The 22,566-nt window shown below is 68.2% G+C and carries 22 protein-coding genes and 1 pseudogene; 9 read left to right on the top strand and 14 right to left on the bottom strand.

The annotated features are described in order from the left end of the window. Positions 1-89: 89 nt before the first annotated feature. The gene (locus tag ACFWPS_RS29835; RefSeq protein ID WP_383710235.1) at positions 90-911 is read left to right on the top strand and encodes an SDR family NAD(P)-dependent oxidoreductase; all 822 of its coding nucleotides are present in this window, start codon (positions 90-92) and stop codon (positions 909-911) included. 92 nt (positions 912-1,003) lie between these two features. Then, on the top strand, positions 1,004-1,150 hold the full coding sequence (locus ACFWPS_RS29840; RefSeq protein ID WP_383710238.1) for a hypothetical protein: 147 nt from the start codon (positions 1,004-1,006) through the stop codon (positions 1,148-1,150). 114 nt (positions 1,151-1,264) lie between these two features. Here the strand turns inward: ACFWPS_RS29840 and ACFWPS_RS29845 are convergent, their stop codons facing one another. Both ACFWPS_RS29845 and ACFWPS_RS29850 read right to left on the bottom strand, forming a co-directional pair. Next, the gene (locus tag ACFWPS_RS29845; protein ID WP_383710241.1) at positions 1,265-3,187 is read right to left on the bottom strand and encodes a caspase domain-containing protein; all 1,923 of its coding nucleotides are present in this window, start codon (positions 3,185-3,187) and stop codon (positions 1,265-1,267) included. A 2-nt stretch (positions 3,188-3,189) separates the two neighbouring features. Further along, on the bottom strand, positions 3,190-3,621 hold the full coding sequence (locus ACFWPS_RS29850) for a hypothetical protein (RefSeq protein ID WP_383710243.1): 432 nt from the start codon (positions 3,619-3,621) through the stop codon (positions 3,190-3,192). A gap of 215 nt (positions 3,622-3,836) precedes the next feature. Here ACFWPS_RS29850 and ACFWPS_RS29855 point away from each other — a divergent pair, with 215 nt between their 5' ends. Further along, positions 3,837-3,968 carry a hypothetical protein gene (locus tag ACFWPS_RS29855; RefSeq protein ID WP_383710245.1) on the top strand — a complete coding sequence of 44 codons (132 nt, stop codon included), beginning with the start codon at positions 3,837-3,839 and terminating at the stop codon, positions 3,966-3,968. Between the two features lie 136 nt (positions 3,969-4,104). Here the strand turns inward: ACFWPS_RS29855 and ACFWPS_RS29860 are convergent, their stop codons facing one another. From ACFWPS_RS29860 to ACFWPS_RS29870, 3 genes are all read right to left on the bottom strand, one after another. After that, positions 4,105-6,561 carry a caspase family protein gene (locus ACFWPS_RS29860; protein ID WP_383710248.1) on the bottom strand — a complete coding sequence of 819 codons (2,457 nt, stop codon included), beginning with the start codon at positions 6,559-6,561 and terminating at the stop codon, positions 4,105-4,107. A gap of 2 nt (positions 6,562-6,563) precedes the next feature. Then, positions 6,564-6,941, bottom strand: coding sequence for a hypothetical protein (locus ACFWPS_RS29865; RefSeq protein ID WP_383710250.1), 378 nt, complete (start codon positions 6,939-6,941; stop codon positions 6,564-6,566). Between the two features lie 163 nt (positions 6,942-7,104). Continuing rightward, the gene (locus ACFWPS_RS29870; RefSeq protein ID WP_383710252.1) at positions 7,105-7,338 is read right to left on the bottom strand and encodes a hypothetical protein; all 234 of its coding nucleotides are present in this window, start codon (positions 7,336-7,338) and stop codon (positions 7,105-7,107) included. A gap of 504 nt (positions 7,339-7,842) precedes the next feature. On the opposite strand from ACFWPS_RS29870, the gene ACFWPS_RS29875 reads away from it, so the two are divergent. The 4 genes and pseudogenes from ACFWPS_RS29875 to ACFWPS_RS29890 all read left to right on the top strand — a co-directional run. Then, positions 7,843-8,046 (top strand): DUF6069 family protein, encoded by a 204-nt coding sequence (locus ACFWPS_RS29875; protein ID WP_383710255.1) that lies wholly within the window; start codon positions 7,843-7,845, stop codon positions 8,044-8,046. A gap of 483 nt (positions 8,047-8,529) precedes the next feature. Then, positions 8,530-8,844, top strand: coding sequence for a hypothetical protein (locus tag ACFWPS_RS29880; RefSeq protein WP_383710258.1), 315 nt, complete (start codon positions 8,530-8,532; stop codon positions 8,842-8,844). Positions 8,845-8,866: 22 nt separating this feature from the next. Then, positions 8,867-9,766, top strand: a complete 900-nt coding sequence (locus ACFWPS_RS29885) for a papain-like cysteine protease family protein (RefSeq protein ID WP_383710260.1) — start codon at positions 8,867-8,869, stop codon at positions 9,764-9,766. A 64-nt stretch (positions 9,767-9,830) separates the two neighbouring features. Then, a pseudogene (locus tag ACFWPS_RS29890) lies at positions 9,831-10,004 on the top strand (IS5/IS1182 family transposase); the annotation flags it as partial. A gap of 499 nt (positions 10,005-10,503) precedes the next feature. Here ACFWPS_RS29890 and ACFWPS_RS29895 read toward each other — a convergent pair. From ACFWPS_RS29895 to ACFWPS_RS29905, 3 genes are all read right to left on the bottom strand, one after another. Next, positions 10,504-11,097 (bottom strand): cation transporter, encoded by a 594-nt coding sequence (locus tag ACFWPS_RS29895; RefSeq protein ID WP_383710263.1) that lies wholly within the window; start codon positions 11,095-11,097, stop codon positions 10,504-10,506. Positions 11,098-11,194: 97 nt separating this feature from the next. Then, on the bottom strand, positions 11,195-11,989 hold the full coding sequence (locus tag ACFWPS_RS29900; protein WP_383710265.1) for an SAM-dependent methyltransferase: 795 nt from the start codon (positions 11,987-11,989) through the stop codon (positions 11,195-11,197). After that, entirely contained in the window at positions 11,986-13,572 is a 1,587-nt protein-coding gene (locus tag ACFWPS_RS29905) for an MFS transporter (RefSeq protein WP_383710268.1), read from the bottom strand. The genes ACFWPS_RS29900 and ACFWPS_RS29905 overlap by 4 nt, the downstream gene beginning before the upstream one ends. Positions 13,573-13,653: 81 nt before the next feature. Here ACFWPS_RS29905 and ACFWPS_RS29910 point away from each other — a divergent pair, with 81 nt between their 5' ends. Then, entirely contained in the window at positions 13,654-14,304 is a 651-nt protein-coding gene (locus ACFWPS_RS29910; protein ID WP_383710270.1) for a winged helix-turn-helix transcriptional regulator, read from the top strand. A gap of 84 nt (positions 14,305-14,388) precedes the next feature. Further along, on the top strand, positions 14,389-14,550 hold the full coding sequence (locus tag ACFWPS_RS29915) for a hypothetical protein (protein WP_383710273.1): 162 nt from the start codon (positions 14,389-14,391) through the stop codon (positions 14,548-14,550). A gap of 279 nt (positions 14,551-14,829) precedes the next feature. Here ACFWPS_RS29915 and ACFWPS_RS29920 read toward each other — a convergent pair whose 3' ends face one another. The 6 genes from ACFWPS_RS29920 to ACFWPS_RS29945 all read right to left on the bottom strand — a co-directional run bounded on the left by ACFWPS_RS29920 (position 14,830) and on the right by ACFWPS_RS29945 (position 22,358). Then, a complete protein-coding gene (locus ACFWPS_RS29920) occupies positions 14,830-16,107 on the bottom strand; it encodes a cation:proton antiporter (protein ID WP_383710276.1) in 1,278 nt (425 codons plus the stop codon). A 13-nt stretch (positions 16,108-16,120) separates the two neighbouring features. Beyond that, a complete protein-coding gene (locus tag ACFWPS_RS29925) occupies positions 16,121-17,512 on the bottom strand; it encodes a cytochrome P450 (RefSeq protein WP_383710279.1) in 1,392 nt (463 codons plus the stop codon). After that, positions 17,509-18,642 carry an alpha-hydroxy acid oxidase gene (locus ACFWPS_RS29930; RefSeq protein ID WP_383710281.1) on the bottom strand — a complete coding sequence of 378 codons (1,134 nt, stop codon included), beginning with the start codon at positions 18,640-18,642 and terminating at the stop codon, positions 17,509-17,511. Before ACFWPS_RS29930 ends, ACFWPS_RS29925 begins: the two co-directional genes overlap by 4 nt. Before the next feature lie 5 nt (positions 18,643-18,647). Next, positions 18,648-20,240, bottom strand: a complete 1,593-nt coding sequence (locus tag ACFWPS_RS29935) for an NAD(P)-binding domain-containing protein (protein ID WP_383710284.1) — start codon at positions 20,238-20,240, stop codon at positions 18,648-18,650. 207 nt (positions 20,241-20,447) lie between these two features. Next, positions 20,448-21,167 (bottom strand): methyltransferase domain-containing protein, encoded by a 720-nt coding sequence (locus ACFWPS_RS29940; RefSeq protein ID WP_383710286.1) that lies wholly within the window; start codon positions 21,165-21,167, stop codon positions 20,448-20,450. 423 nt (positions 21,168-21,590) lie between these two features. Further along, positions 21,591-22,358: a DUF899 domain-containing protein gene (locus ACFWPS_RS29945; RefSeq protein WP_383710289.1), complete on the bottom strand. Its 768-nt coding sequence runs from the start codon at positions 22,356-22,358 to the stop codon at positions 21,591-21,593. Positions 22,359-22,566 lie beyond the last annotated feature (208 nt).

A 22,566-nucleotide genomic window follows, 5' to 3' on the forward strand; every position in this document is an offset into this window, starting at 1 on the left:
CCCGGCACACCATCAACGGACGACGCACGGCCATGCCGTCACCGCCCCAGCGGCCGCCCGCCCTTTCCCCCTTCCTCCTCCGGAGCATCATGAAGACCATCCTCATCGCCGGCGGCAACAGCGGCATCGGCCTCCAGGCAGCCCGCGAGCTCCTCGACCACGGCCACCGACTCGTCCTGCTGGGCCGTGACCCGGGCAAAGGCGAGGCCGCCCTCGCCTCCTTCGGCGCCGCCGCCGACCGGGCGTCCTTCCTGGCCGCCGACCTGTCCACCCACGACGGCGTGCGTGAGGCCGCCCGGCGCGTCCTCGACCAGCACGACCGCATCGACGCTCTCGTCCACACCACCGGCGTGTTCACCTTCCAGGAGAGCCGCACCGCCGACGGGCTCCACCCCTTCTTCGCGGTCAACTACCTCAGCCGCTACCACCTCACCCAGCTCCTCCTGCCCGCCCTACGCCAGGCCGAGCGGCCGGTCGTGCTCATGATGACCGCCGCGATCCCGCCGACCGACGAGATGGACTTCGCCCGGTTCCCCGAGTTCTCCCCCTTCGCTCTCAGCCGCGACCGAAAGCCGATCCAGCTCGCCAACCACCACTACGCCGCCCACCTGACCCGCACCGAACCCGGCCTCGGCGCCGGCGTTGTCAACGCCGGTTCCGCCAAGACCGACATCATGCGCATCGCCCCCTGGTACATGCGGGCCGCCATGAAGGTCCTCGGACCGCTCGTCCTCGACTCTGTCGAGACCTCCGCGCGCAACGTCGTCGAAGCCGTCCGGCACGACGACTGGCACAGCACCCCCACCTACTGGGGCAAGCCTGGCCGCTACGAACAGCGCACCCCGATCACCTTGGACACCACGACCACCCAGCACCTCATGGACACCTCCCGCAAACTCACCGGCGCCTGACACCGCACCAGCCGGCCCCACCCCGCGCGCACAGCCCTCAACAGGCCGATCTGCACGCGGGTTTCTCCGCAGAACGTAAGCCGGGAGGCGTCATGGTCGACAAGACCGTCATCATCACCGGCGGGAACGCAAGCCTGGGCTACCAGTACGCGAAGAACCTCGCCCTCAGTGATCCGGGCTGCTACATGGTGCTTCAGGTACTGGCGGGGTGCGGATTTCGTACCTCGGCAAGAGGGTAGTGGCCGCCGCGCAGCACGCTGCCCAACTGGGCGACCTTCACTGTCCGCGGCACCGCCCCGTGAACCACGGCCAAACCTGCAACCAGTACGGTGCGGCGCAGGAGCGTTCTGGTCTCACCTGGCGGACCACCTGAACATGACGACGGCTGCGGCTGTAAGCACCAGCCCCCCGCACCCGAAGATGATGACGTTGACGTACGGGTCGTCGAAGGCTCGGGCCCACGCGTATGCGTCGCGAGCGATAGCGGAGGCGCCCCCGACCCAGCCCGTGAGAAGAGAGAGTCCGAACGTGCGCGGGGCTAGCGCGGCGGCCGACACCGGCACAGCAACCGCCAGCACAGCGGTCACGAAGTAGGGCCACCCGTTAGGGACATGTGGATCAGAGAGAGAACTTCGGGTGGCGTTACCCTCCCGGAGCAGGGCTACCGCGACGGTGACCGCACCCATCCCGGCCAGGAAGGCCATGACCCGGGTCAGCAGATTCGTCGGCTGCCAAAGCTCGAAGTGAACGACCCGGTTCCCTCTCAGCGTGAACCCCGCGAGGCAGCCGCCGACCATCAAAGCCACTTGGCCGGCGAATGCGAATTGATCCATCGGAAGCCAGTCGTGTGTCTTGACCTGGGAGTAGTACACCAGGCCCCAGACAGAGGCAGCCGCCGTACCGAGTACGAGGCCCGGTCCGATCAGGGATCTCGTCCGCGGCACAAGCATGCAGACCCCTGCAGTGAGCGCGACCGCGGCCATGGTGATGACGTACGCGCTCCACGGGTCAAACAGCGACGAGAAGTAGCCGTCGGAGTCGCCTACTTTGACGGTTCCTGCGATCAGCAGCACGGCAGCCAGGACCGGGAGGACTCCGGTGATGCTGGCGACCAGCGTCGCGGCAGCCTGGCTCCTCACACGCCCCGCTGACTCGGCATGCAGTGCAGCCAGATTCCTCCCTGGCCGCATATCCTGCCCCCGTCCTCGCGAGGGCGCTGCTCTGGGAGCGATGTCCGGCGGCGTTGCCTGCTGCTCAATGGTGGGTGCCGGCGCGGATGTCGGTGCCGGAGCCGGTGAGGGTTCGGGTGCGGGCCTTGAGGGGGCTTCGGATACCTTCGGGTGGATTGCCTCAAGCTGCGCCGCCGCCGCGGTCGACACGATCCGGCTGTCGTCGTCCGCGAGACGCTGGAACTCACTGGCGACGTGCTGGCGCACGAAGTCGTTGCCAATCCGGTACTGGTGGGCGAGTGCGTCGATCGCTCCGAGCCGGTCAGTGGCGATCGGACTGCCGAGCGCGTTGCGCAGGTGGGTCGGCAGGACCCAGTTGATGTTGCGGGCGATGACGGTGCGGCCCTCGACGTTGTCCTGCCTCTTCGGACGCTGTTGGGGCATCTCCTCGACGACCCGGTCGTGGACGTAGCTGTACAGCTCGTCGAGGGTGATGTCGCCGTCGAGGTCGGCGCTGCCGTCGCGCAGGCCCGCCACCAGGTGCCGCGTGAACACGGATTGTGCGGCTTGGCCGTGCGGCTGGTTTCCTTCGAAGGAGTACTGGGTGGCGTCTGATGCTGTCAGCACGGTGCGGCCGCGGCCCTGGAACTGCTCCAGCGTGTGGACTGCGGTGTCGGCCTTGGCGAGGCGGCCGGCCGGGAAAGCTCCGCTGTAGCAGCAGTCGAGGATAAGAACCTTCTGACGCGAGACGCAGCCTTCCATCGCCTGGTCGATCTGCTCGGCGGACAGCGCGGTGAACAGCAGGCTGTCGCGGCGGGTGTTGCTCATCGCCAGGTAGAGTCGGCCGCCGTCGTCCTTAAGACCGTGGCCGGTGAAGTACAGCAGCGTCAGGTCGTCGCGACGCCGATGGCGATAGAAGTCGCCAATGGTCTCGCCGACGACATGATGCGGCTCGTTGACCAGCGTGGTGACCTCAAATCCGGCGATGGCCGGGTCCTGCAACACTGCGGCAAATGCCTCCGCGTCGTGTGCCGGAGCAGCCAGCCGCTGCAGTCCGGTGTCCTGGTAGTCATAGGTGGCGATCAGCAGGGCCAGTCGGCGTCCCACGGCTAACTGCCGGTGTGGCGGCGGATGTACGCATCGACCAAGTCGCGCCGTTCGGCGGCGGAGGCCCGCTCCAGTTCGATCGTGTCGCCGTCGATGGTCACCGAGACCCGATGCCGGGCAGAGGACCGGCCGAGCCAGTCGCGCAGGGTCTCGACGAGGGCGGTGAACACCCCACCGGACGCGCTCAGCGCTACGACGATCGCCCCGAGGGTTACCGGATCAGCGCCCTTCGCACCCTCGGGAATCGTGCCGCTGAGCCCGCAACGGGCCGATTCGATGTCCAGCTCTGTGATCTCGGCCTGCAGTTGGCGTACCAGGCGATCCACAGCTTCGGTGTCCAGATCGGGGTCAGGCGCGATGTCGAGCTGGACGTTGAGTATGCCGTCCGTCCGGCCGTCCACGTGACCGCTTCTCATCTCGGTGTCGTCCTGCACGCATCCTCCTATCAGCGCGTTGCCGCGAAGCCGTACCCCACAGTGTGGCGGCAAGCGGCCACTATTGGCAGCTGGTTGGGACCACGTGCTGATCGGCCAGAGCCTCCGGCCGGACAGGTCCCCGCTTCGCAGAAACAACCCTTTGCCAAAGCAAGATCGAAGAAGGTCCGCTGGGCGCCCGTTGATCTTCGATCGGCTGTCACCTGCAGGACTGCATGACGCTGATTCCTGAGCGGTATCTGGCATGGATGGGATGCTGTAAGTCGGTCTGTACCGAACTGACCGAACGGGAGCGGGAAGTCCTCGACCTGGCCGCGCTCGCCCACAGCAACCACAAGTTCGGATGACACCTGATGCCGGCCGAGAAGACGGTCCACAATCACGCTTCGTCGATCTTGCTTAAGCTCCAGGCCGGCGACCGCGCCCGCGACGCAGGCCCTTGGGTACATCCCGGCCTCCAGGAGGGTGAACTGCCCCTGAGGCTCAGCGCGAGGCTGCAGAGGTGGCGGTCGACGCTGATATGGCCGACAGATTGGCTACCTTGCGCAGCCGCACCGTGCGGTCGCCATCGGTGATGGCGATGGTCTTGCTGTCGGGGCTGAACGTCATAAACACGGCATTGAGGACGGCGGTGGTCTTCCCGGTGGCCACGTTCCACACCTGGACGGTCCCGTTGTAGGTGGCTATGGCAAGGGATGAGCCGTCCGGACTGAACACCATTCTCAGGACTTCGTCCTTGGCTTTGACTTCGGCGCGGTCGGTGAAGGTGGTGGTGGTCTTTCCGGTCGCAACGTTCCACAGCCGCACCGTGTTGTCGCCGTTGACGGTGGCGAGGGAGGCGCTGTCCGCGCCGAACGCCGCCTCCGAGACTCCGTGCTTGGTGTCACGGGTGAGGGTGGTGATCTTGCCGGTGGCCACGTTCCACAGGCGCACGGCGTCGGCCTCGAACCACGTGACGAGGGTCTTGCTGTCCGGGCTGAACTTCACGAAATCGAACATGTTGGGGCCGTTGAGGGGGGTGGTGGCCTTGTGGGTGGCCACATTCCACAGCCGCACGCTGCCGTCGTAGCTGGTGCTGGCGAGGGACTTGCCGTCCGGGCTGAACGCGATGTGCATGATGCCGTTGGTGTGGCCGGTGAGGGTGGCGAGGTTCTTGCCGGTGGATACATTCCACAGGCGTATCGGGTTGCTGTAGCTCTTGTCGGCGTTGTCCATACCGCCGGTGGCAAGGGTCTTGCCGTCGGCACTGAGCGCGAACGTCACTCTGCGGTCGGGGTCTGTGGGGATGGTGGTGGTGGCGATTGTCCTGCCGGTGGGCACCTTCCGAACCCGCACCGTGATCTTGCTTGGCCCACTGGAGAAGTCGTCGGTGCGGTCGACCGTCGTGAGGGTTTGACCATCGGCCCCGAACGCCATACGAGAATCCTGTTCGGTGAGGGTGGCGGTTACTTTGCCGGTCGCGACGTTCCACAGCCGCACCGTGGCCGCCGGCTCCGACTGTTCGAAAAGCGGGTAGCCGGTTCCGGTGTTGGTGGCGAGGATCTTGCCGTCGGGGCTGAACTGCGTCGAAAAAGCCGCCGCCGCGAGGACGGTGGGGTCATTGGGTTCGCTCGTGTCCCTGGTGGTCAGGAACACCGCCACTGCGGCCACCGTCAGGGCCAGAACGGAAGCAGCGACGGTGAGGACCTTGGCCCGGCGGGTCCGGAGAACGAGGCGAGACCTGCGGACGGCGCGCTCGGCAGATGCCTCCGGTCGGTTGCTCTCGCCGACGGAGACATCCGGTGACGGGGGACTGCCCGCTTCGACGGGTGTGAGATGTGGTGTGGTCGCCGGATGGGGCGCCGTGCTGACCGCCTCCGGCTCAGGCTCCTGGACCAGCTCCGGTTCTTGTTCTGGCTCTCGCTCCAGGGCCGGCATCGGTGCTGGCTCTGGGACCGGCTCCGGAAGGTGAGGGTGTGGACCGGTCGGCTGCTTGGCGGAGGTTTCGGCCGGTTGGGGAAGGAGGGATTGCAGCCGCTCAGTGGCGGCTGCGGAGACGCGTCTGCTGTCGTCGCCGACGAGGCGGCGGATCTCGTCGAGGACAGCGCTACGGACGGTCTCGTTGCCTATGCGGTGCAGGTGGGCGAGTCCGTCGAGGGCGCCGAGGCGGTCGTTGGCGATCGGGCTGCCGATGGCATTGCGCAGGTGGGCCGGGATCGTCCAGTTGATGTTGTGGGCGATGACGGTGCGGCCCTCGACGTTGTCCTGCTTCTTGGGGCGCTGCTGCGGCATCTCCTCGACGACCCGGTCGTGGACGTAGCTGTACAACTCGTCGACGGTGATGTCGCCGTCCCCGTCGAGGTCCGCGCTGCCGTCCCGCAGGCCCGCCACCAGGTAGCGGGTAAACACCGACTGCGCTGCCTCGCCGTGCGGCTGGTTTCCCTCGAACGAGTACTGGGTGGCGTCCGACGCGGTCAGCACGGTGCGGCCGCGGCCCTGGAACCGCTCCAGCGCGTGCACCGCGGTGTCGGCCTTGGCGAGGCGGCCGGCCGGGAACGCCCCGCTGTAGCAGCAGTCCAGGATGAGAACCTTCTGACGCGAGACGCAGCCTTCCATCGCCTGGTCGATCTGCTCGGCGGACAGCGCGGTGAACAGCAGGCTGTCTCGATGGGTGTCGGTCATCGCCAGGTACAGCCGACCGGTGTCGTCCTTGAGGCCGTGGCCGGTGAAATACAACAGGGTCAGGTCGTCGCGGCGCCGGTCGCGGTAGAAGTCACCGATGGCCCGGCCGACGACATGATGCGGCTCGTTGACCAGCGTGGTGACCTCGAACCCGGCGATGGCCGGGTCCCGCAGCACCGCGGCGAGCCCGTCCGCGTCGTGCGCCGGCGCGGTCAACTGCCGCAGCCCGGTGTCCTGGTAGTCGTAAGTGGCGATCAGCAGCGCCAGTCGACGTCCCATGGCTAACTGCCCGCGTGACGACGGATGTAAGCGTCAATCAGGTCGTGCCGCTCGGCGGCGGACGCCCGCTCCAGCTCGATCGTGTCACCGTCGATAGTCAACGAGACGCGATGCCGAGCGGAGGACCTCTCTAGCCAGTCGCGCACGGTCTCGACAAGGGCAGTGAACACGCCACTGGACGCGCTCAGCGCCACGACGATCGCCCCCACCATGACCGCATCGCTGCCCTTCGCACGATAGGGAGCCGTGCCGCCGGGCGCGGGATGGACCGATTCAATGTCCAGTTCGGCGATCTCGGCCCGCAACCGGCGTGTCAGCCGCTCGCCCGCTTCCGGGTCCATTTCGGGGTCGGGCGCCAGGAGAAGCAGCACATCGAGCATGCTGTCTGCCCGGCCCACCGTGTAGTCGCGTCTGAGCACAGCGTCGTCCCGCATCCCATCCCCCCGCCAGCGAGTTGTCGCGAAGCCGCTCCCCACAGTGTGGCGGCATGTGGCTGCCGACGACAGCCTGTCGGGACAAACCGCCCTTGGCGGGGCAGGGCAGCTACACCGCCATGTACTCGCGGAGCTTGCCGCGTATATGGGGCCGGGCATCTCCATTGCGGATGCCGAGGGTGAGCAATAGCTCGGCGATCTGAAGGTCGTCCAGGGGCCTGAGGCTGACCGGGCTCGTCGCCGGAGTCCCATGATGGCCGCCCGCCTCATCGGCTACAGGCTCGCCCTCGTGCGTGACCCTCACCCCGAAGAAGCCGGTGTTCGCCTCACCGTCGGCTGCCACACGATCTTCCTCGACATCCCACCACCAGTCCAAGACCGGCCCGGGACGCAGCCGTCCGGTTCGTCCACCCCGACGAATGCATCATCATTGCGCGATTCTCCAGATTTACCGCCGGGTCGGCGCAACCTGAAATGCCTGCTCCACCAACTCGACGACGCACGTGTCGGACTCCAGTTAGTCCGCCGACGCGGGCGCCCAGTGCTCCAGCAAGTCCCCGTACGACTGCTAGCTCCGGCAACCCGAGCCTCTTAGCCTTCGGCCCGCTGCGAGTCGGTCGAACGAGGTGACAACACTCAAGAATCCCGAAGCTTCGTCACAGAGACGCAGGCCACTCGAGAGTGGAAGAGCCCCCCTTGGGCCACGGGACCAGGGACTCGGCAGGGCTCACGGGAATTCACGGGATGTCTCTCGAACAGAACCCGAGGAGGTCATGTCTGCCTTCGCCCGTATGTCACCCGCCCTGCGCGGTCGGCTGGGCCGTGGCCCTGCGCGGTCGGCTGGGCCGTGGTACGTAGGGCGGCAAGGGATCCTCAGGCCCTGTTCCGGTGGCTCGTCCCGGCCGTGGTCGTGTTGTCCTTCGTTCCCGACTTCTTCCTTTCCGGCGACGGCGGAGGGTTCGGTGCGCCGGCCCGGTTGCTCATGCACGTGGCCGTCGCTGCGATCGCCGTGCCCGTGTACCGCCAGGTCATACCGCTGACCAGCGTCTGAGTGGGGACTTCTGACGTCGATTCAGCTTTTACGCAACGTCGCCGGGCCACCCCACGGCCGGCGTTGTACGCGCAGTCGACACGGAGGCCAAAGCCGCCGAGTCGAACGGCTGCGACGGCCGCCACCTCCGCGTTCGGGGTGCAAGACAGCGTGGTCATGAACGGGCCGGGCGGTGATCCGCGTTCCTGCGTCGTCGCCCTCGAGGTCTCGCCGCGTTCGGCCAACACGGGCGTGTTCATCCCCGGGGAGACATTGGCCTTCGGTGCGGACATGCGTTGCTCAAACTCGCCTGCTGCCTCATCGCCCACCGACAACTCGGCTCATTGTGCTAGCCGTTGTTAATGGGTTCACTCGTGTGAGTGAACACGAATTACGCAATCGTTCGCAACTCATGCCAGTTCGTGGACAGGACAGCGCGACGTATCCCACAATATGCATGGCGGGCATCACTGCTCGCGGACTTCGGAACGGGGACACCGGGCCATGCCGCAGACCATTCGGAAGTACTGGGGGCCGTTCCAGGGCCGGGTGACGCTGAATTTCAACTGGGGCGCCATCAACCACGACTCAGTGGTGATCGTAACCGCGTCGGAGTACCTGGTGAGCACGCCGCCAAGCGCCGAGCACCGCTTCATCGGCGCGGCGTCCGTCACCGTGGAGAACATCGCTCCGCACGGACCACCCTATGACCCGAACCACGGCGTCACCTTCGTGGTGAACGTTGCCTGGGGTGCGCCGCTGACTATTGTCACCGACATCACCGTTCTCGACAGCCCGCCAGTCGAGGTGGACTTCTAGCGCCAGGACGGGGATGCCACCGATGCCACAGACCATCCGGAAGTACTGGGGTGCCTTCAAAGGCCGGGTCACCCTGAACTACAACTGGGGCGCCATCGATCACGACTCGGCTGTGATCGTCACCGTGTCGGAGTACACGCCGCAGAACGTGCGCTTCATCGGTGCGGCGTCCATCACGGTGGCGAACATCGCTCCGCACGGGCCGCCCTACGACCCGAACCACGGCGTCACCTTCGTCGTGGACGTCGACTGGGGCACGCCCCTGAACATTGTCACCGATATCACGGTCCTGGATGCCAAGCCCCGTGAGACACAGACCTATGTACCCGACGTCAGCCACAACCTCGGTATGCGGATGCAGTACCAGGAGAGCAACGAATGGTGCTGGATCGCTGCAAGCACCAGCGTCAACCATTTCTACAACCCGGCGAGCACCTGGACTCAGTGCCAAGTCATGACCGAGATCGGGCATAAGATCAATGGGTTTCCAGCGAACACCGAAGCCTGCCCGACCCAGGCAGCCCTCACCGACAACCCGCCCCTCGCGAACCGCTACGCCAACCCGTATAGCAGCGACGCTCTGTATGTCCTCGACGATCCCCTCCTCGGGATCGACCGGCGCTATCTCAAGTCCGGCGGCGTGACAGATGCTCTCAAGACCGTCGGCAACTACGCCAGCTACCAGCCCGCTGGCCTGAACCTCTCGCAAATCGCCGACGAGATCAATGCCGGCCGCCCGGTCGCCGCCGATATCACCTGGAACTCCGGGGGCTCACACGTGGTCGTCATCGCCGGGGTCCAAGGCGAAGGACTGTTGATCCTCGACCCAGTCAACGGCCAGTCCCTCGTCGAGTTCGGAGCCTTCCCACTGACCTATTTCGGCGGCGCAGTCCTGGACGGCTACGCATTCACTAAAAGGTAGTGCGTGGTCCTGCCCGCCAATACCTTCCCCGCCACCTCGACCTGCGCTCCTACTTACAACGGCTGACGATGTCACCCAGTTGCTGCCCCTGGTCGACGTGATCCCGCCGGTCCGCGGCAGCGTCGGTCGCCCGCGTCGCAGACCCGACTCCCTCTTCGCCGATCGCGGCTACGACCAGGACATCTACCGAGACCAGGTCCGTGATCGCGGCATCGTGCCGGCCATCGCCCGCCGCGGCATCCGGAGTCTCAAGGACCAGCTTCCAGTCCTCGACCTGGGATACCCCTTCGCCGTCCCGTACACGCGTGGCAGCCGACCGTGCACTCCGCCCATGGCCGCCCTCTCCCGCCTCTTCCCTCGGCATAGTCCGGCGTTCACTGTGCAAGCAGCGGCACGGCACCGTAGCGCCGGCCGCGTCGCGGTCGGTGGTGCGAGCGCCCGGCAATGGCCGTGTCCCGCGAGTCAGATCCGCCCACTGCACTGCCACAGGCGGAGATGCAGTTCGGAGCGATCCGTGCATCAGCGGGCAGGGTGGTGGCAGGACGACGTCTCCAGGATCGCTCTGTAACTCTGGCGACCGGGGCCCTCGCCTGCCTGACGGCCTGGACGCATCTGGCCCCGGCCGGCCCGTTCTTCGCTGCGAAGGGTGCCGTACGCGGTCGGCGGTCCCTGCGCCGAGCGGGACCGTCCCACGGCTCAAGCCGGCCCGCCCGCCGTCTCCTGAGGCGTCGGCGCGTTCAGTGGCCGGAGAAGATCTCTCTCACCTCGCGGATCGCGTAGTAGACGAGCACGTATCCGGCAGCCGGATCGGCCCACCACCAGCCGAACGCGCTATTGAGGACCAGGCCGAGCAGGACGGCCGCGGCGAGGAAGCCGTCGATCAGCGTCACCCTGCCCTCAGTAGTCAGCACCGGATTGCCGAGCGCGGCTCCCGTGCGGGCCTTGCCGAAAGCGAGCGTGAACATCACGGCAGCAGTGATCGCCGTCCAGCCGATGCCCAGCGGCGAGGTGCGCGGGTGAAAGCCGGTGGCCAGCACCCAGGTGGACTGCACGAGCAGGTAGAGGGCCAGTGCCGCGAAGCCCGCGCCGATCAACCGCAGCGCACGACGCCGGCGAGCCTCGCCGGTGCCGGACAACTCCCAGATCACCACCGTGGAGGCGCCGATCTCGATCAGCGAGTCGAGACCGAACCCGGCGAGCGCGACCGAGCGCGCCGAGACGGCCGCCACGGCGAGGACCGCGATGCCGATCACGTTCCAGCCGAGCGTCGCGTACTCCAGCAGGAAACCCCGGCGGAGCGTAGTCGCGCGGGTGTCGTAAGGAGTGGTCACAGTTGGATTCTCCCAGGTCGGCCGACAGGCGACTTCGGGCGGCCACTACTGACTGCGGCGACATCCTCCAGCCCGTTCCCGGGAGCCGGCCGGCGAGTCAGTCGGCGGCGTCCTTGGTGAAGCAGCCGCGCCAGACTTCGAGGGAGCCTTCCGCGAGCGCGGTGGTGTAGTTGATGACGCGGGTGTAGCCGTCGTCGAGGAGCATGGGGAGTGCGGGGCCGGCGGGCAGGCCGTTCGCGAAGGTTTTGGTGATCCAGTCCTGGACCCATGTCGACTCGTTCGTCCATTCGGCCGCGGCGAGCCCCGCGTCCTTGATGCAGGCGAGGAGTGTGCCGGCGGGCACGACGAAGCTGTCGGTGCCGTCGAGCGACCAGGGCATGGGCCAGGACAGGTCGGCCTGGTGCGGTTGGCAGACTTCCCAGACGGCCAGGCGCGCACCGGGGGCGAGGCGTTCGGCGATGTGGCGGAACCAGGTGGTCTTGTCCCGCACGTTCATCTGGACGTGCATGGTGAACGCAGCGTCAAAGGCCGCATCGGGCTGAAAGTCGGCGATGTCCCCCGCGTGGAACTGGACGATGTCGCCGAGTCCGGCCCTGGCGGTGAGGTCGCGTGCGGCGTCGACATAGGCCGGGGTGATGTCGAGGCCAACGACGCGGTGGCCGGTGCGGCGGGCGATCTGGCGTGCGGGGCCGCCGAATCCGGAGCCGACGTCCAGGACGACGTCACCGTGCGCGAGGGCGAGGGTGGGGATGAGCCGTTCGACGGCGTCGGCGCCGCCGATGTGGAACTGGTCGAGGTTGTCCAGGGCTCCATCGGCGGAGGCGTCGAGATCGTGACGGTCGCTCAGGAGTCGGTCGATGGTCTGGTCGACGGCGGTTTCTCCGTAGGTCATGACACCGGGTCCTTTCGGTCGCTGGTGGTGTCGGCCAACTCGGCCGGTAGGCGTGCCGGTTCGGGCTGCTGCGGGGGCTGGGCGGGGAGGAAGACGCCGGCGAGCAGCGCACCGGCGACCGCGACGACTCCGGCCACGATGCACCCGACGCTGAGGCCGTGGTCGAAGGCGCCGATCGCGGCCTGCCGTACGACTTCGGCCGCGGCGGACTGCCCCTGGGCGGCGAGCTGGCCGGAGACGCCGAACGCCGCCCCGACGGACTGATGGGCGAGGTCCGTCAGCGCGGGGGGCAGCGCCGCCGGGAGGGCGGTGTCGAGCCGCGCGTCGTACAGCGAGGCGTACACGCTGCCGATGACTGCGACACCAAGGGTTCCGCCGAGCAGGCGGGTGGAGTCGTTGACGGCGGACCCTACGCCGGCCTGGTCTGCCGCGACCGCTCCCATGATGGACTCGGTCGCGGGCGCGGAGGTCAGGCCCATGCCCAGGCCGTAGACGACCATCTGGATGGCGATGATCCCGTAGCCGAGTGTCGGGGAGATGTCGCCGGCGACCCAGAAGTAGAAGATCGCCTGGAGGGCCAGCCCGGCCGTGACGATCGCCTTGGTGCCGACCCGGACCGCCAGCCGGGTCCCGAGGGTTGATCCGACGGCGACGGAGACCGCGACCGGCAGCAGGTGGACGCCGGTGGACAGGGGGCTGTACGTCCGGACGAACTGGAAGAACTGCGTCATCAGGAAGATGAATCCGAACAGCGTGAAGAACGCGATCGTGACCGAGGCGCTGGCGGCGCTGAAGCGCATGTCGCTGAAGAGCCGCACGTCGAGCATCGGTTCGCCGGTGCGACGCTCGCCGACGACGAACGCGACCAGCAGCAGCACGGCGCCGGCGAAGCCGGCAAGGGACGCCGGTGATGCCCAGCCCCGGTCCGGGGCCTCGATGATGGTGTAGACGAGGAGTCCCATGAAACCGCCGGAGAGGACGAGGCCCAAGAAGTCCAGGCGGTGCCGGAGCGGGTTTCGCGCCCTGGGGACGAATCGTGCCACCAGGGCGATGACGGCCAGGGACACCGGGCCGAGGGTGGAGAAGATGCTCGACCAGCTGTAGTGCTCCAGCAGGAAGCCGCCCGCGATCGGTCCCAGCGCGATGGCCAGACCGGCTGTCGCGCCCCACAGGCCGATGGACAGCGCCCGCTCTTTGCGGCTGATGAAGACGCCGGTGAGCAGGGAGAGGGTGGCCGGGAACGTCATGGCGGCCCCCAGGCCCATCACGGCCCGCGCCGCGATCAGCTCCCCCGGGGTGTTGGCGTATCCCCCGACGAAGCTGGCCACGCCGAAGACCAGCAGACCGGCCATGAGCATGCCCTTGCGGCCGAAGCGGTCGGACAGGCTCCCCGATGTCAGGAGCAGGGCGGCGAACACGAGGTTGTAGGCGTCCACAACCCATTGCAACTGGGCAGTGGAGGTGCCCAGTTCACGCGTCAGCGTCGGCAGTGCCACGTTGACCAGCGTGGTGTCGAGGTTGATCACGAACGAGGCCGCCAGGAGCGCGACGAGCACGAGTGGTTTCGACGGTGTACGAGTCATGGTGGAAGACTAGACACAGTTAGTTTATTTTTTCTACTGCTCAATTTGGAAAATAAACCATCCACAGGTTAGGGTGGGCGCATGCGGAGCTATGGCCAGTACTGTTCGATCGCCCGTGCCCTCGACGTCGTGGGGGACCGCTGGACACTGCTGATCGTCCGGGAGCTGCTAGTGCGAGGCCCGTGCCGGTTCACCGACCTGAAGAACGGGCTGCCGGGCGTCGCGACGAACCTGCTGTCAGCCCGACTCAAAGATCTTGAGACCGCCGAACTGATCACTCGCGAGGACGCACCGCCGCCAGTCGCCACGGCCCTCTACACCCTGAGCGAAACCGGCCTGGCCCTGGAGCCGGTACTGAAGGCGCTAGGGCTGTGGGGCCTGCAGTTCATGACGGACGAACGGCCGGACGACGCGTTCCGGGCGCAGTGGCTGGCCTACGCCCCGGCGTGGTTCACCACCGACGCCGATCCCGACGCTCCCCCGGCAGTCATTCAGCTGGTCGCGTCCGACGAGTTGGCCGTCATCGAGCTGGGAAGCGGTCAGATCCACACCCGGGTCGGCCGCGCCACCGACCCGGACCTCGTCCTGGACGGACCGCCCCGTGCTGTCCTCGGACTGCTCAGCGGCGTGATCGATCTCGAACGCGCCGGCCAACTCGGCCTGTCCGCCCGGGGCCGACGCGACCTGCTCAGCCGCCTCCGCCCCGTCACACAGAACGAGGTCCGTCCATGAACACTGACGCCGGCCCTTCGTTCCCCACGCCCGGACACGATGCGCCCGAGCGCGTCGGCCTGGGCGTCGCCGGCTCCGGCGTCGATGACGATGCCGACCTTCCAGTTGCCCGAGACACTCCGCGTCGGCCGCCCGATGCGCGGCTGGATCGTGGTCGCGGGCTCCTCCGTCGCGGAGGACGACGACGTGCTCGGCGAGTGGATCGACGAAGGCCGCGCCTTTGCGGCGAGCCTGCCACCCAAGTAACGATCACGGTCCGCACGGTGGCTTCCGTCGGCTCCCGGGGCGGTCCAGGGCCGACCACGAGTCACACAGTCGTCCGCCTGCCAAGCGACCGCGGTGCGGCGGTCGCCGTCGCGTGCGGTGAACCGGCATCGGCACCCGACCGCGAACGCAGATTCACACCGTAGGCGAAAGGAACGGCTTCTGACCGGTTTCAGACGCGACTGCGGCTCGTCGCCGCCCCGGTGGGGGTCGGACCCGGGTCCGGCCCCCACCGCAGGAAGATCGACGTCTGAGCCCCGCTCAACTCGACATCGCCTCCGCCTCCTCACCCTCGTGTGTCTCCTCGGCCGCCCGGGGCCCGATGTCGCGGCGGTCGAGCCAGCTCAGTACCGGAACCGTCATGACCGTGGTGACGAGGGCGACGAGGACAAGCACGGTGAACAGCTCTTCGCTGACGATGCCGGCCGCCAGCCCGATGTTCAGAGCGATCAGCTGCATCAGGCCACGGGCGTTCATCAGGGCACCGACCCGGACGGCCACCGGGCCGGGTTCGCCGCGCAGCCGGGCGGCGGCCCAGCAGCCGCCGAACTTCCCGGCCACCGCCAGGGCGACCGCAACCGCCGCGAACGCCATCACGGATGGGTCGGAGAAGACGTCGAACCGGGTGTTCAGGCCGGAGTAGGTGAAGAACATCGGCACGAACACCACCTGGGTCACGGACTGGGTGGTCCGCACCAGCCGTTCGGACGCCTCACCGCGCGGCATGGCCATCCCCACGCAGAACGCCCCGAACACGGCGTACAGGTTGATCGTGTCAGTGAACCAGGCGGCGCAGAACAACACGGCGACGATGAACAGAAGCCGGGTGTCGTCGCCGAGGCCCGGCCGGGTCACGATCCACGCCAGCAGCCGGCGTCCCAGCAGGAACAGGACGGCCACGAACAGTACGGAGCCGCCGACCGCTTTCAGGACTGGCCCCGCCTCGCCCGAGGCCGCGCTCAGCACGCCCGCGAGCAGGATCCAGGCGACGGCGTCGTCCGTGGCCCCGGAGGCCAGGGCGAGCGAGCCGAACCGTGATCCGGCCAGTCCCCGTTCGGTGATGATCCGGGCCAGCATCGGGAAGGCCGTGATCGCCAGGGCGACGCCGACGAACGCCGCCGTCACCCAGACCGAGACGCCGTCGACGAAGATGCCGACATGGCCGTGGGCCACCAGGGTCAGTCCCACCCCGAACGCCAGCGGGATCCCCACCCCGGCCGAGGAGATCGCGACGGCGGTACCGGCCAGGCCGCGCCCGGCGTGCGCCCGGAACTCGTAGCCGGCGCCGAACATCAGGGCCACCAGGCCGATCTGGCCGGCCACGTACAGCACCGGCTTAAGCTCCGGCGGGAAGACGTCGGCGGAGATCCCCGGGGCGACGAGCCCGAACAGCGAGGGGCCGAGCAACACCCCGGCGATCATCTCGCCGACCACGGGCGGCTGGCCGAAGCGGCCGGCCGCCAGGACGACCAGACGGCACGTCAGCAGAATCACGACGACGGCCAGGAAGAAGGCGGGAGCGAGCTCCACGGGAGTCATGGTCTCGGTCCTTTCAACGGCCGACGACGACGGAGGGGGCGGAGCCGCCGGACGAAGCGGCGAAGTAGTTCCGGCACAGGCCCTGGCGTCGGGCGTCCCACACCATGTAGCTGCCGAGCACGAGTTGGGTGAGGCTGCGCGGGACGGCCGCCCAGCGGTCGGCCAGCCGCATCGCCGCGAGCCGGATCCGCCGACGGACGGGACTCCAGGAACCTCCGGTACGCGGGACGAGCAGGCAGGGACCGCGGCTGGGCAGCGACCGGGTGTGCTCCGCCGAGGACTCCAGCCGGAACCGCCGCAGCGTCGCCTCGGCCGCGACCCGCATGGTGAGGACGGCGAAACCGCGCGCCGGACAGGGGCGGTTGGCGGTCACGCCGAACGGGATGGAGGCGGACGGTCTGGTGTCCGGGTTCAGCCAGCGGTCCGGGTCGAAGGGGTCGCCTCCGGACCCCTGGTATTCGGGGTAGTCGAACAGCAGGACCGAACCGGCCGGGATGGGCTCCCGTCCGTCCCGGGGGATCTCCCCCGAGGTGATCCGGTGGGCCACGCCGAAGAGCGGGAAGTGCTGCAGAGTCTCGTTGACGACCCGGTCGAGGAAGTCCGGGTCCTCCTCGCCACCCGCCAGACGGTCCTGCACCGGCAGGTGTGTGGCGAGGGCCAGCAGCAGATGGGCCATCGCCTCCGACATCTGCACGACCGCGGTGTTGAAGAACGTGCCCTGCAGGTAGTACGCCTGCTCCCGCTCGGAGAGCGAGGACGGCAGCGGCACGGGCGGCGGGTCGTGCGCGAGCCGGTCCCGCAGGTGGGCGGTGAGGCGGGCCCGGCGGTCCATGTGCCGCAGGCCGGTGCACTTCAGGGCGGTGACCACGTCGTCCGCGTTGCCGGTGATCAGGTCCCGGACGTGCCGCGGGCAGGGTGCGCGGAAGACCACCTCGTAGTAGATCTCGGCCCAGACGGGCATCATCAGGTCGCGCAGTCTGACCCGGTGCACGCGCGCGTGGCCGTCGAGTTCGTCGAGCACCCGGCGGGTGCAGCGACCGACCAGCTCCGTCCACTGGTCCCGGGACAGCCCGGCCAGGATCTGACGGGTGGTGCGGGCCACGTCGTCGTAGCGCGGTCCTGGCTCCAGGTGCTCCTGGTGCACCTCCGGGCCGGGCGAGAGCCAGTACCAGAACAGGTCGGACAGTGCGGCGCCCCGGCTGCGGCCGTTGGCCGCCGGATGCCCGTACACCCTCTTGAACTCCGCGGCGGGAACCTCCCGGCCGGGCGCTCGGATGCCCTCCTCACCGCCGACCCGGGCGAAGATGCGTACGCGCAGCGCGACAACCGACCTGGGCAGCCAGTACGGCAGACCGGCCACCAGGGCCACGGCCGCGCCCGTGACGAGCCATCCGGCGGTGGTCATGCGACCACCCCACCGAATCGCCGGTCCGCCCCCGGCCTCACGCCGGGACCCGGTACCGGATCCCACGTGGGCACCCGGACCAGATCGGGCGTCAGGTCGGCGAGCCCGGACGCCCCGCACAAGGCCAGGCTGTCATCGAGTTCGTCGCGCAACAGCTCAAGGAGATGTCGTACCCCCTTCTCGCCGCCCTCGGCCAGCGCCCACATCACGGGCCGGCCGATACCCACCGCGGACGCGCCGAGCGCCAGCGCCTTGACCACGTCGGTACCGCGCCGCACGCCTCCGTCGAGCACGACCGGGATGCGGCCCTCGATCGCGGCGAGGATCTCGGGCAGGAGTTCCAACGTAGCGGGGACGGTGTCGAGTTGGCGTCCGCCGTGGTTCGACAGCAGTAGCCCGTCGACGCCGTGGCGGACCGCGAGCCGGGCATCCTCGGGATGCAGTACGCCCTTGAGCAGGATGGGCAGCGCGGTGATACGGCGCAGCCAGTCGACGTGCTCCCAGTTCAGCTCCGGGGACATGGCGATCTGGCGTACGTGGCCGCGCTCGCCGTCGCGCAGGTCCACCAGGTTCTCGCAGCGCAGGCCGGGCGGCAGGTCGTGGAAGCCGTTGCGCCGGTTGCGTTCGCCCGCGCCCAGCACCGGGGAGTCGACGGTGACCACCAGGGCGGTGCATCCGGCGTCGGTGGCCCGCCGTACCAGCGCCTCGGTGATCTCCAGATCGGGCTGGATGTAGAGCTGGAACCACAGCGGCACGCCGTCACCGGCCGCGCGGGCCGCGTCGGCGACCTCGCCCACCGCCACCGTGGACGCCATGGACGCGATCATGATGGCGCCGGCCGCGGCCGCGGCCCGCGCGGTCGCCACCTCCCCCTCCGGATGGACCAGTTTGTGGAAGGCGGTCGGGGACAGCAGGATCGGCAGGCTCGCCCGGCTGCCGAGCAGGGTGATGCCCAGCTCTCGTACCGCACTGCCCCGCAGTACCCGCGGCAGCAGCTGCAGCCGCCCGAACGCCGCCTCGTTGGCCCGTACGGTGATCTCGTCCCGCGCTCCGCCGGCGATGAAGTCGGCATACACGGGGTCCAGTTCGGCGCGCGCCGCGGCCTCGAAGTCATGGACGGTGTACTGCACCGCGCTCACCGCCCCGCGGGGCTCGGCCGGCGGTCCAGCTCGCGGGCGAAGAACTCGGCCAGCGGGGCATGGTGGACCTCAGGGTGGTCCCAGTGGTTCTCCAGGTTCTCGGCCATGTGGTGGGTGCCGAGGAGCCGGCCGTCGCGGTGGTGGCGGATCACCGGGTGGAGGTACGCCGCGTCGAAGGCGTCGTCGACCGAGTTCTGGGCGGTGCGGCGCACGGTGATGTCGAAGGGGTCGACCTTGTCGTGGTCGGGGCCGTACTCCAGGGTGACCGTGAAGTAATCGCCGCCGTCGGCGAGTTGGCGTTCGTGGGCGTGGGCGACCGGCATCTCCTCGTGATAGCGGGCCGGTTCGCCGGGTGGCGTGACGATCAGGTCGCCGAGGACACCGAACTGCTGCCAGAGGGCAGAGCTGCGGTTGACGCGGGCCACCACCGCGTCCGCCAGTGCGCCCGGGTCGCTCTCCGACTGCCGGTGGGGCCAGGGCCGTTCGTGATGGCGTTCGTCGAGGATGCGGCTCAGGGCGCGGACGGCGTACCGGAAGCCGTGGATGAAGCCGCCGGTGGACTTCTTGAAGTCGCGCTGCTGCATGAGCGTTCCGGCGAAGTAGAGACCCGGCACGTTCACCGACTCGTACGCCGGGGAGAGGGCGGCGAAGCGGTCGTCGATGACGAGGGCGGGGCGGCACTCCGGGTCGAACACCGAGGCGTCGAAGCGGAATCCGGTGCAGACGATCACCCGGTCGTAGCGCAGTTCCTTCACGACCTCGTCGGCCCGGGAGAAGCTGAAGCGGACCCGGTACCCGCCGTCGCCGGGGTCCTTCTCCACGGACAGCACGTGACCGTCCAACAGGGCGTTCTGCGACTTGAGTTGGTAGGTGTCGAGGAAGTTGTTGTTGACCGCGCGGAGATGGCCGACGTAGTGGCTGTTCCAGGCCATCCGGACGGAGTGCGGGCCGGCGACATGGATGACCGCGGCCGTCTCGACAAGGTTGTCAGCGGTCTCCAGGGCGGAGTTGCCCTTGCCGATGATCAGGACACGCCGGTCGGTGAAGTCCTCGGGGTCCACGGAGACGGCGGAGTAGTCCTCGGCGGTCTCGATGCCGGGAATGTCGGGGGTGTTGGGCCGGGTCAGTCCGGTGGCCACGACCAGTCGGCGGGCGCGGTGTTCACAGCCGTGCTGATCGGTGGCGGTGAAGCCGTCCTCGTCGCGCCGGATCCGCTCCGCCCGGGTGCCGTAGGCGATGTCCAGCTTGAACGCCTCGGCGAAGTCGGCGAGATAACGGACCAGATCGTCGGCGTGCGGGAAGTAGCGCCTGCTGTAGCGGCTGAAGAGCAACTGCGGGTCCGGGGACAGCAGGGAGTTCCAGTCCATCCGGAGGTTGAGCTCGGGATCATCGGTGCCGTTGTACACCTTGTTGATCGAGATCAGCTTGCGGTGGCGGGGGAAGGCGCGGAAGAAGGTGCCGGGAGCGTGGCCACTCTCCAGGATCCGATAGCCGTGCCCTGCCGCCTGGAGTAACTGCCCGAGTTGGAGCCCGGCGGGACCGGCACCGACGACAAGGTAATCAAGAGGCTCGCTGTGCATGGGGGGCATGGATCTCTCCTTGTGCTCCGGGCTGCTTCGGGATGCTTCGGGATGCTTCGGGCGAAGACATGCCTGGAGGCTGGTGGGGGGTGCGAAATGGGAGAGTGCGGTTGCGCGTAGCGGCCGGGCGCTGTCGTAGGAGGAGAGTCCCTGGACATGGGCCCACCGACAGTCTCGGCTGAAGCGGTCCGGTCGGCAGGCCCGAACTGCGATGCTTCACAGGCGTGGGGCGCGGTCCGGAAGGCAGTCGCAGCGAGTGGCACCTGGGGGTGGCGCATCCGGGCATTCCGTCAGGGACATGGCTGACCCCTCCGTCGGATTTCTCTGTGAAATCTCAATGAGCACGCTAGTGACGAGTGACAGCCAGGGGCAACAACACCGCAGGGATGACAGGAATTCGACAGGTGCCACCCCGCGCGCTCCGAGGGTCAGGCAACCGTCCGCGCCGCGAGCGACTGCAACGCCCCGGTCACGGTCCGCTTCGGAGCGGGTGCATCGGCCCTCGGCGAGATTCCAGCCGTCGGCGAGGGCGTCGACCAGACGGCGGGGAAAGAAGTGCACGGCGAAGCCGTCGTGTTCGAAGATGTCGTCGCCGTGCGCGATTCCGGCACCGTAGTGGGCGTCATCGGTGTGCCGGACGGTGTAGACGAGCACCCCGCCCGGTCGCAGGACGCGGCGGACCTCGCCGACCAGGGCGTGGATCTCCTCTGTCGACAGGGCCATGCACAGCAGCATGTGCGCGAACACCGCGTCCACGCAGGCGTCGGCCAACGGCAGCGGGTCGCGCACGTCGTGCACGACGGTGGTCACCAGCTCGGCCACACCTTGGACGGCAGGGGCGGAGGGCTTCTCCCCGTACATGCCCGGGTGTGCGGTGTAGGTGTGCTGCCAGTGCTGCCGCTGGGTCTCGGCCAGTTCCTGTGCGTCGTCGCTCACGGCGGTTCGCTCCCCTTGCCACGACAGGTTCCGCATTCACCCGCCAGCCTGGAGTGCCTCTGCCAGGGCCTGCCTCATCCGATCGACCGCGGGTGCCCCGGCCAGGCACTGACCACGTACTTCCTGTTCCTGGAGCTGCGGCGCAGGTCGAGCTTCACCGGATGACCGGCCGGGTGGTCGAGTGCCCGATCGACGAGAAGAACCGGGCGCGCCGAGCCAAGGACGCCCAGCTCCGGATGCCACCACGCTGCTGCGGGCGCTGCTCGTGCTGACCAACACCGAAGTCGCCCGCTGACAGCCGGTCTCGGGAGCAAGCGGCCGCCCGCGACCAGCCCGAGTACGAGTTCAGCGACTCACACCAGCCTCGATGACCTGCGAGTTCGAAGTTGGAGGAGGCGAAGTGAGCGACTTCCGTGACCTCGCTCACTGGTTGTCGTACTCGTCATGGCGCCGCCACCAGAAACCGTTTTCGTTGCGGCCGAGGGGGGCGCGGTCGAGCCACTGGTACATGCCCCACAGGCCGTCCAGGCCGCGGGAGTACGACGAGTAGGTGTGGTAGACGGCGTCGTCCTGCAGGGCGAACGCGCTCATGCCGGGGCCTTCTCGCCGGTACGTCTGCCAGTCCGTGTCTACGATCGACTGGGTGTAGGCGTCGCGGGAGCCCTTCTCGTCGGCCGTCGCCGGCCGCAAGTCCTGCTCACCGAAGTTGTACGCGACGGCTCCCGCTTCCCACTCCTGCTCGGTGTGTGCCACCCCGAAGTCGAAGTTGAAGTCGCTGCCGTAGGACGACGCCCACGGGAAGCTCCAGCCCATCCGCTGCCGGTACGCCTGGAGCTTGGCGAGCGGGGCCCGTGACACCGCCCAGAACGCGACGTCGTGGTGGTCGAGATGGACCACGGAGCCGTCGAAGCCGTCGGCGATCGCCGAGCAGGACGGGCATCCGGCGGTGTACTCGGGCCCGAACATGAAATGGTAGACGAGCAGCTGCGAGTGTCCCTGGAACAGGTCGGCGAGTGACACTGCGCCCTCGCCGGTCTCGAAGCGGTAGTCCTTGTCCACCCGGACCCAGGGCAGCTCCTGCCGTTGCCGGGCCAGCTCGTCACCGCGCCGGGTCAGCTCCTTCTCTGCCTTGAGCAGTTCCAGCCGCGCGGCCAGCCATTCCCCGCGTGTCCCCGTCTTATGAGTCGCCATCGTCTGTCCCCTTGTCTTGTTTCCTGTTTCTTTTCGATGTACTTGTCTTGCTTTCCTGACATCACATCGGTGGTGGTGCGAGCCCCGGGACCAGGAAGGGTGCGACGACGATCACCAGTCCGAGCCCGGTGATCGCCACGGCCACCGGAACGTCGATCGCGCTCTTCGCGGGCAGCAGCTTCTGGGCGCACATGAGGACGGCGACCAC

It is taken from the genome of Streptomyces sp. NPDC058457, from assembly GCF_042720695.1.
Classification (GTDB): Bacteria; Actinomycetota; Actinomycetes; order Streptomycetales; family Streptomycetaceae; genus Streptomyces.

Coding starts and splice junctions, on each gene's coding strand:
- ACFWPS_RS29835 (WP_383710235.1), top strand. CDS start 90: ATGAAGACCATCCTCATCGCCGGCGGCAACAGCGGCATCGGCCTCCAG.
- ACFWPS_RS29840 (WP_383710238.1), top strand. CDS start 1,004: ATGGTCGACAAGACCGTCATCATCACCGGCGGGAACGCAAGCCTGGGC.
- ACFWPS_RS29855 (WP_383710245.1), top strand. CDS start 3,837: ATGACGCTGATTCCTGAGCGGTATCTGGCATGGATGGGATGCTGTAAG.
- ACFWPS_RS29860 (WP_383710248.1), bottom strand. CDS start 6,561: ATGGGACGTCGACTGGCGCTGCTGATCGCCACTTACGACTACCAGGAC.
- ACFWPS_RS29865 (WP_383710250.1), bottom strand. CDS start 6,941: ATGCTCGATGTGCTGCTTCTCCTGGCGCCCGACCCCGAAATGGACCCG.
- ACFWPS_RS29880 (WP_383710258.1), top strand. CDS start 8,530: ATGCCGCAGACCATTCGGAAGTACTGGGGGCCGTTCCAGGGCCGGGTG.
- ACFWPS_RS29885 (WP_383710260.1), top strand. CDS start 8,867: ATGCCACAGACCATCCGGAAGTACTGGGGTGCCTTCAAAGGCCGGGTC.
- ACFWPS_RS29900 (WP_383710265.1), bottom strand. CDS start 11,989: ATGACCTACGGAGAAACCGCCGTCGACCAGACCATCGACCGACTCCTG.
- ACFWPS_RS29905 (WP_383710268.1), bottom strand. CDS start 13,572: ATGACTCGTACACCGTCGAAACCACTCGTGCTCGTCGCGCTCCTGGCG.
- ACFWPS_RS29910 (WP_383710270.1), top strand. CDS start 13,654: ATGCGGAGCTATGGCCAGTACTGTTCGATCGCCCGTGCCCTCGACGTC.
- ACFWPS_RS29915 (WP_383710273.1), top strand. CDS start 14,389: ATGACGATGCCGACCTTCCAGTTGCCCGAGACACTCCGCGTCGGCCGC.
- ACFWPS_RS29920 (WP_383710276.1), bottom strand. CDS start 16,107: ATGACTCCCGTGGAGCTCGCTCCCGCCTTCTTCCTGGCCGTCGTCGTG.
- ACFWPS_RS29925 (WP_383710279.1), bottom strand. CDS start 17,512: ATGACCACCGCCGGATGGCTCGTCACGGGCGCGGCCGTGGCCCTGGTG.
- ACFWPS_RS29935 (WP_383710284.1), bottom strand. CDS start 20,240: ATGCCCCCCATGCACAGCGAGCCTCTTGATTACCTTGTCGTCGGTGCC.
- ACFWPS_RS29945 (WP_383710289.1), bottom strand. CDS start 22,358: ATGGCGACTCATAAGACGGGGACACGCGGGGAATGGCTGGCCGCGCGG.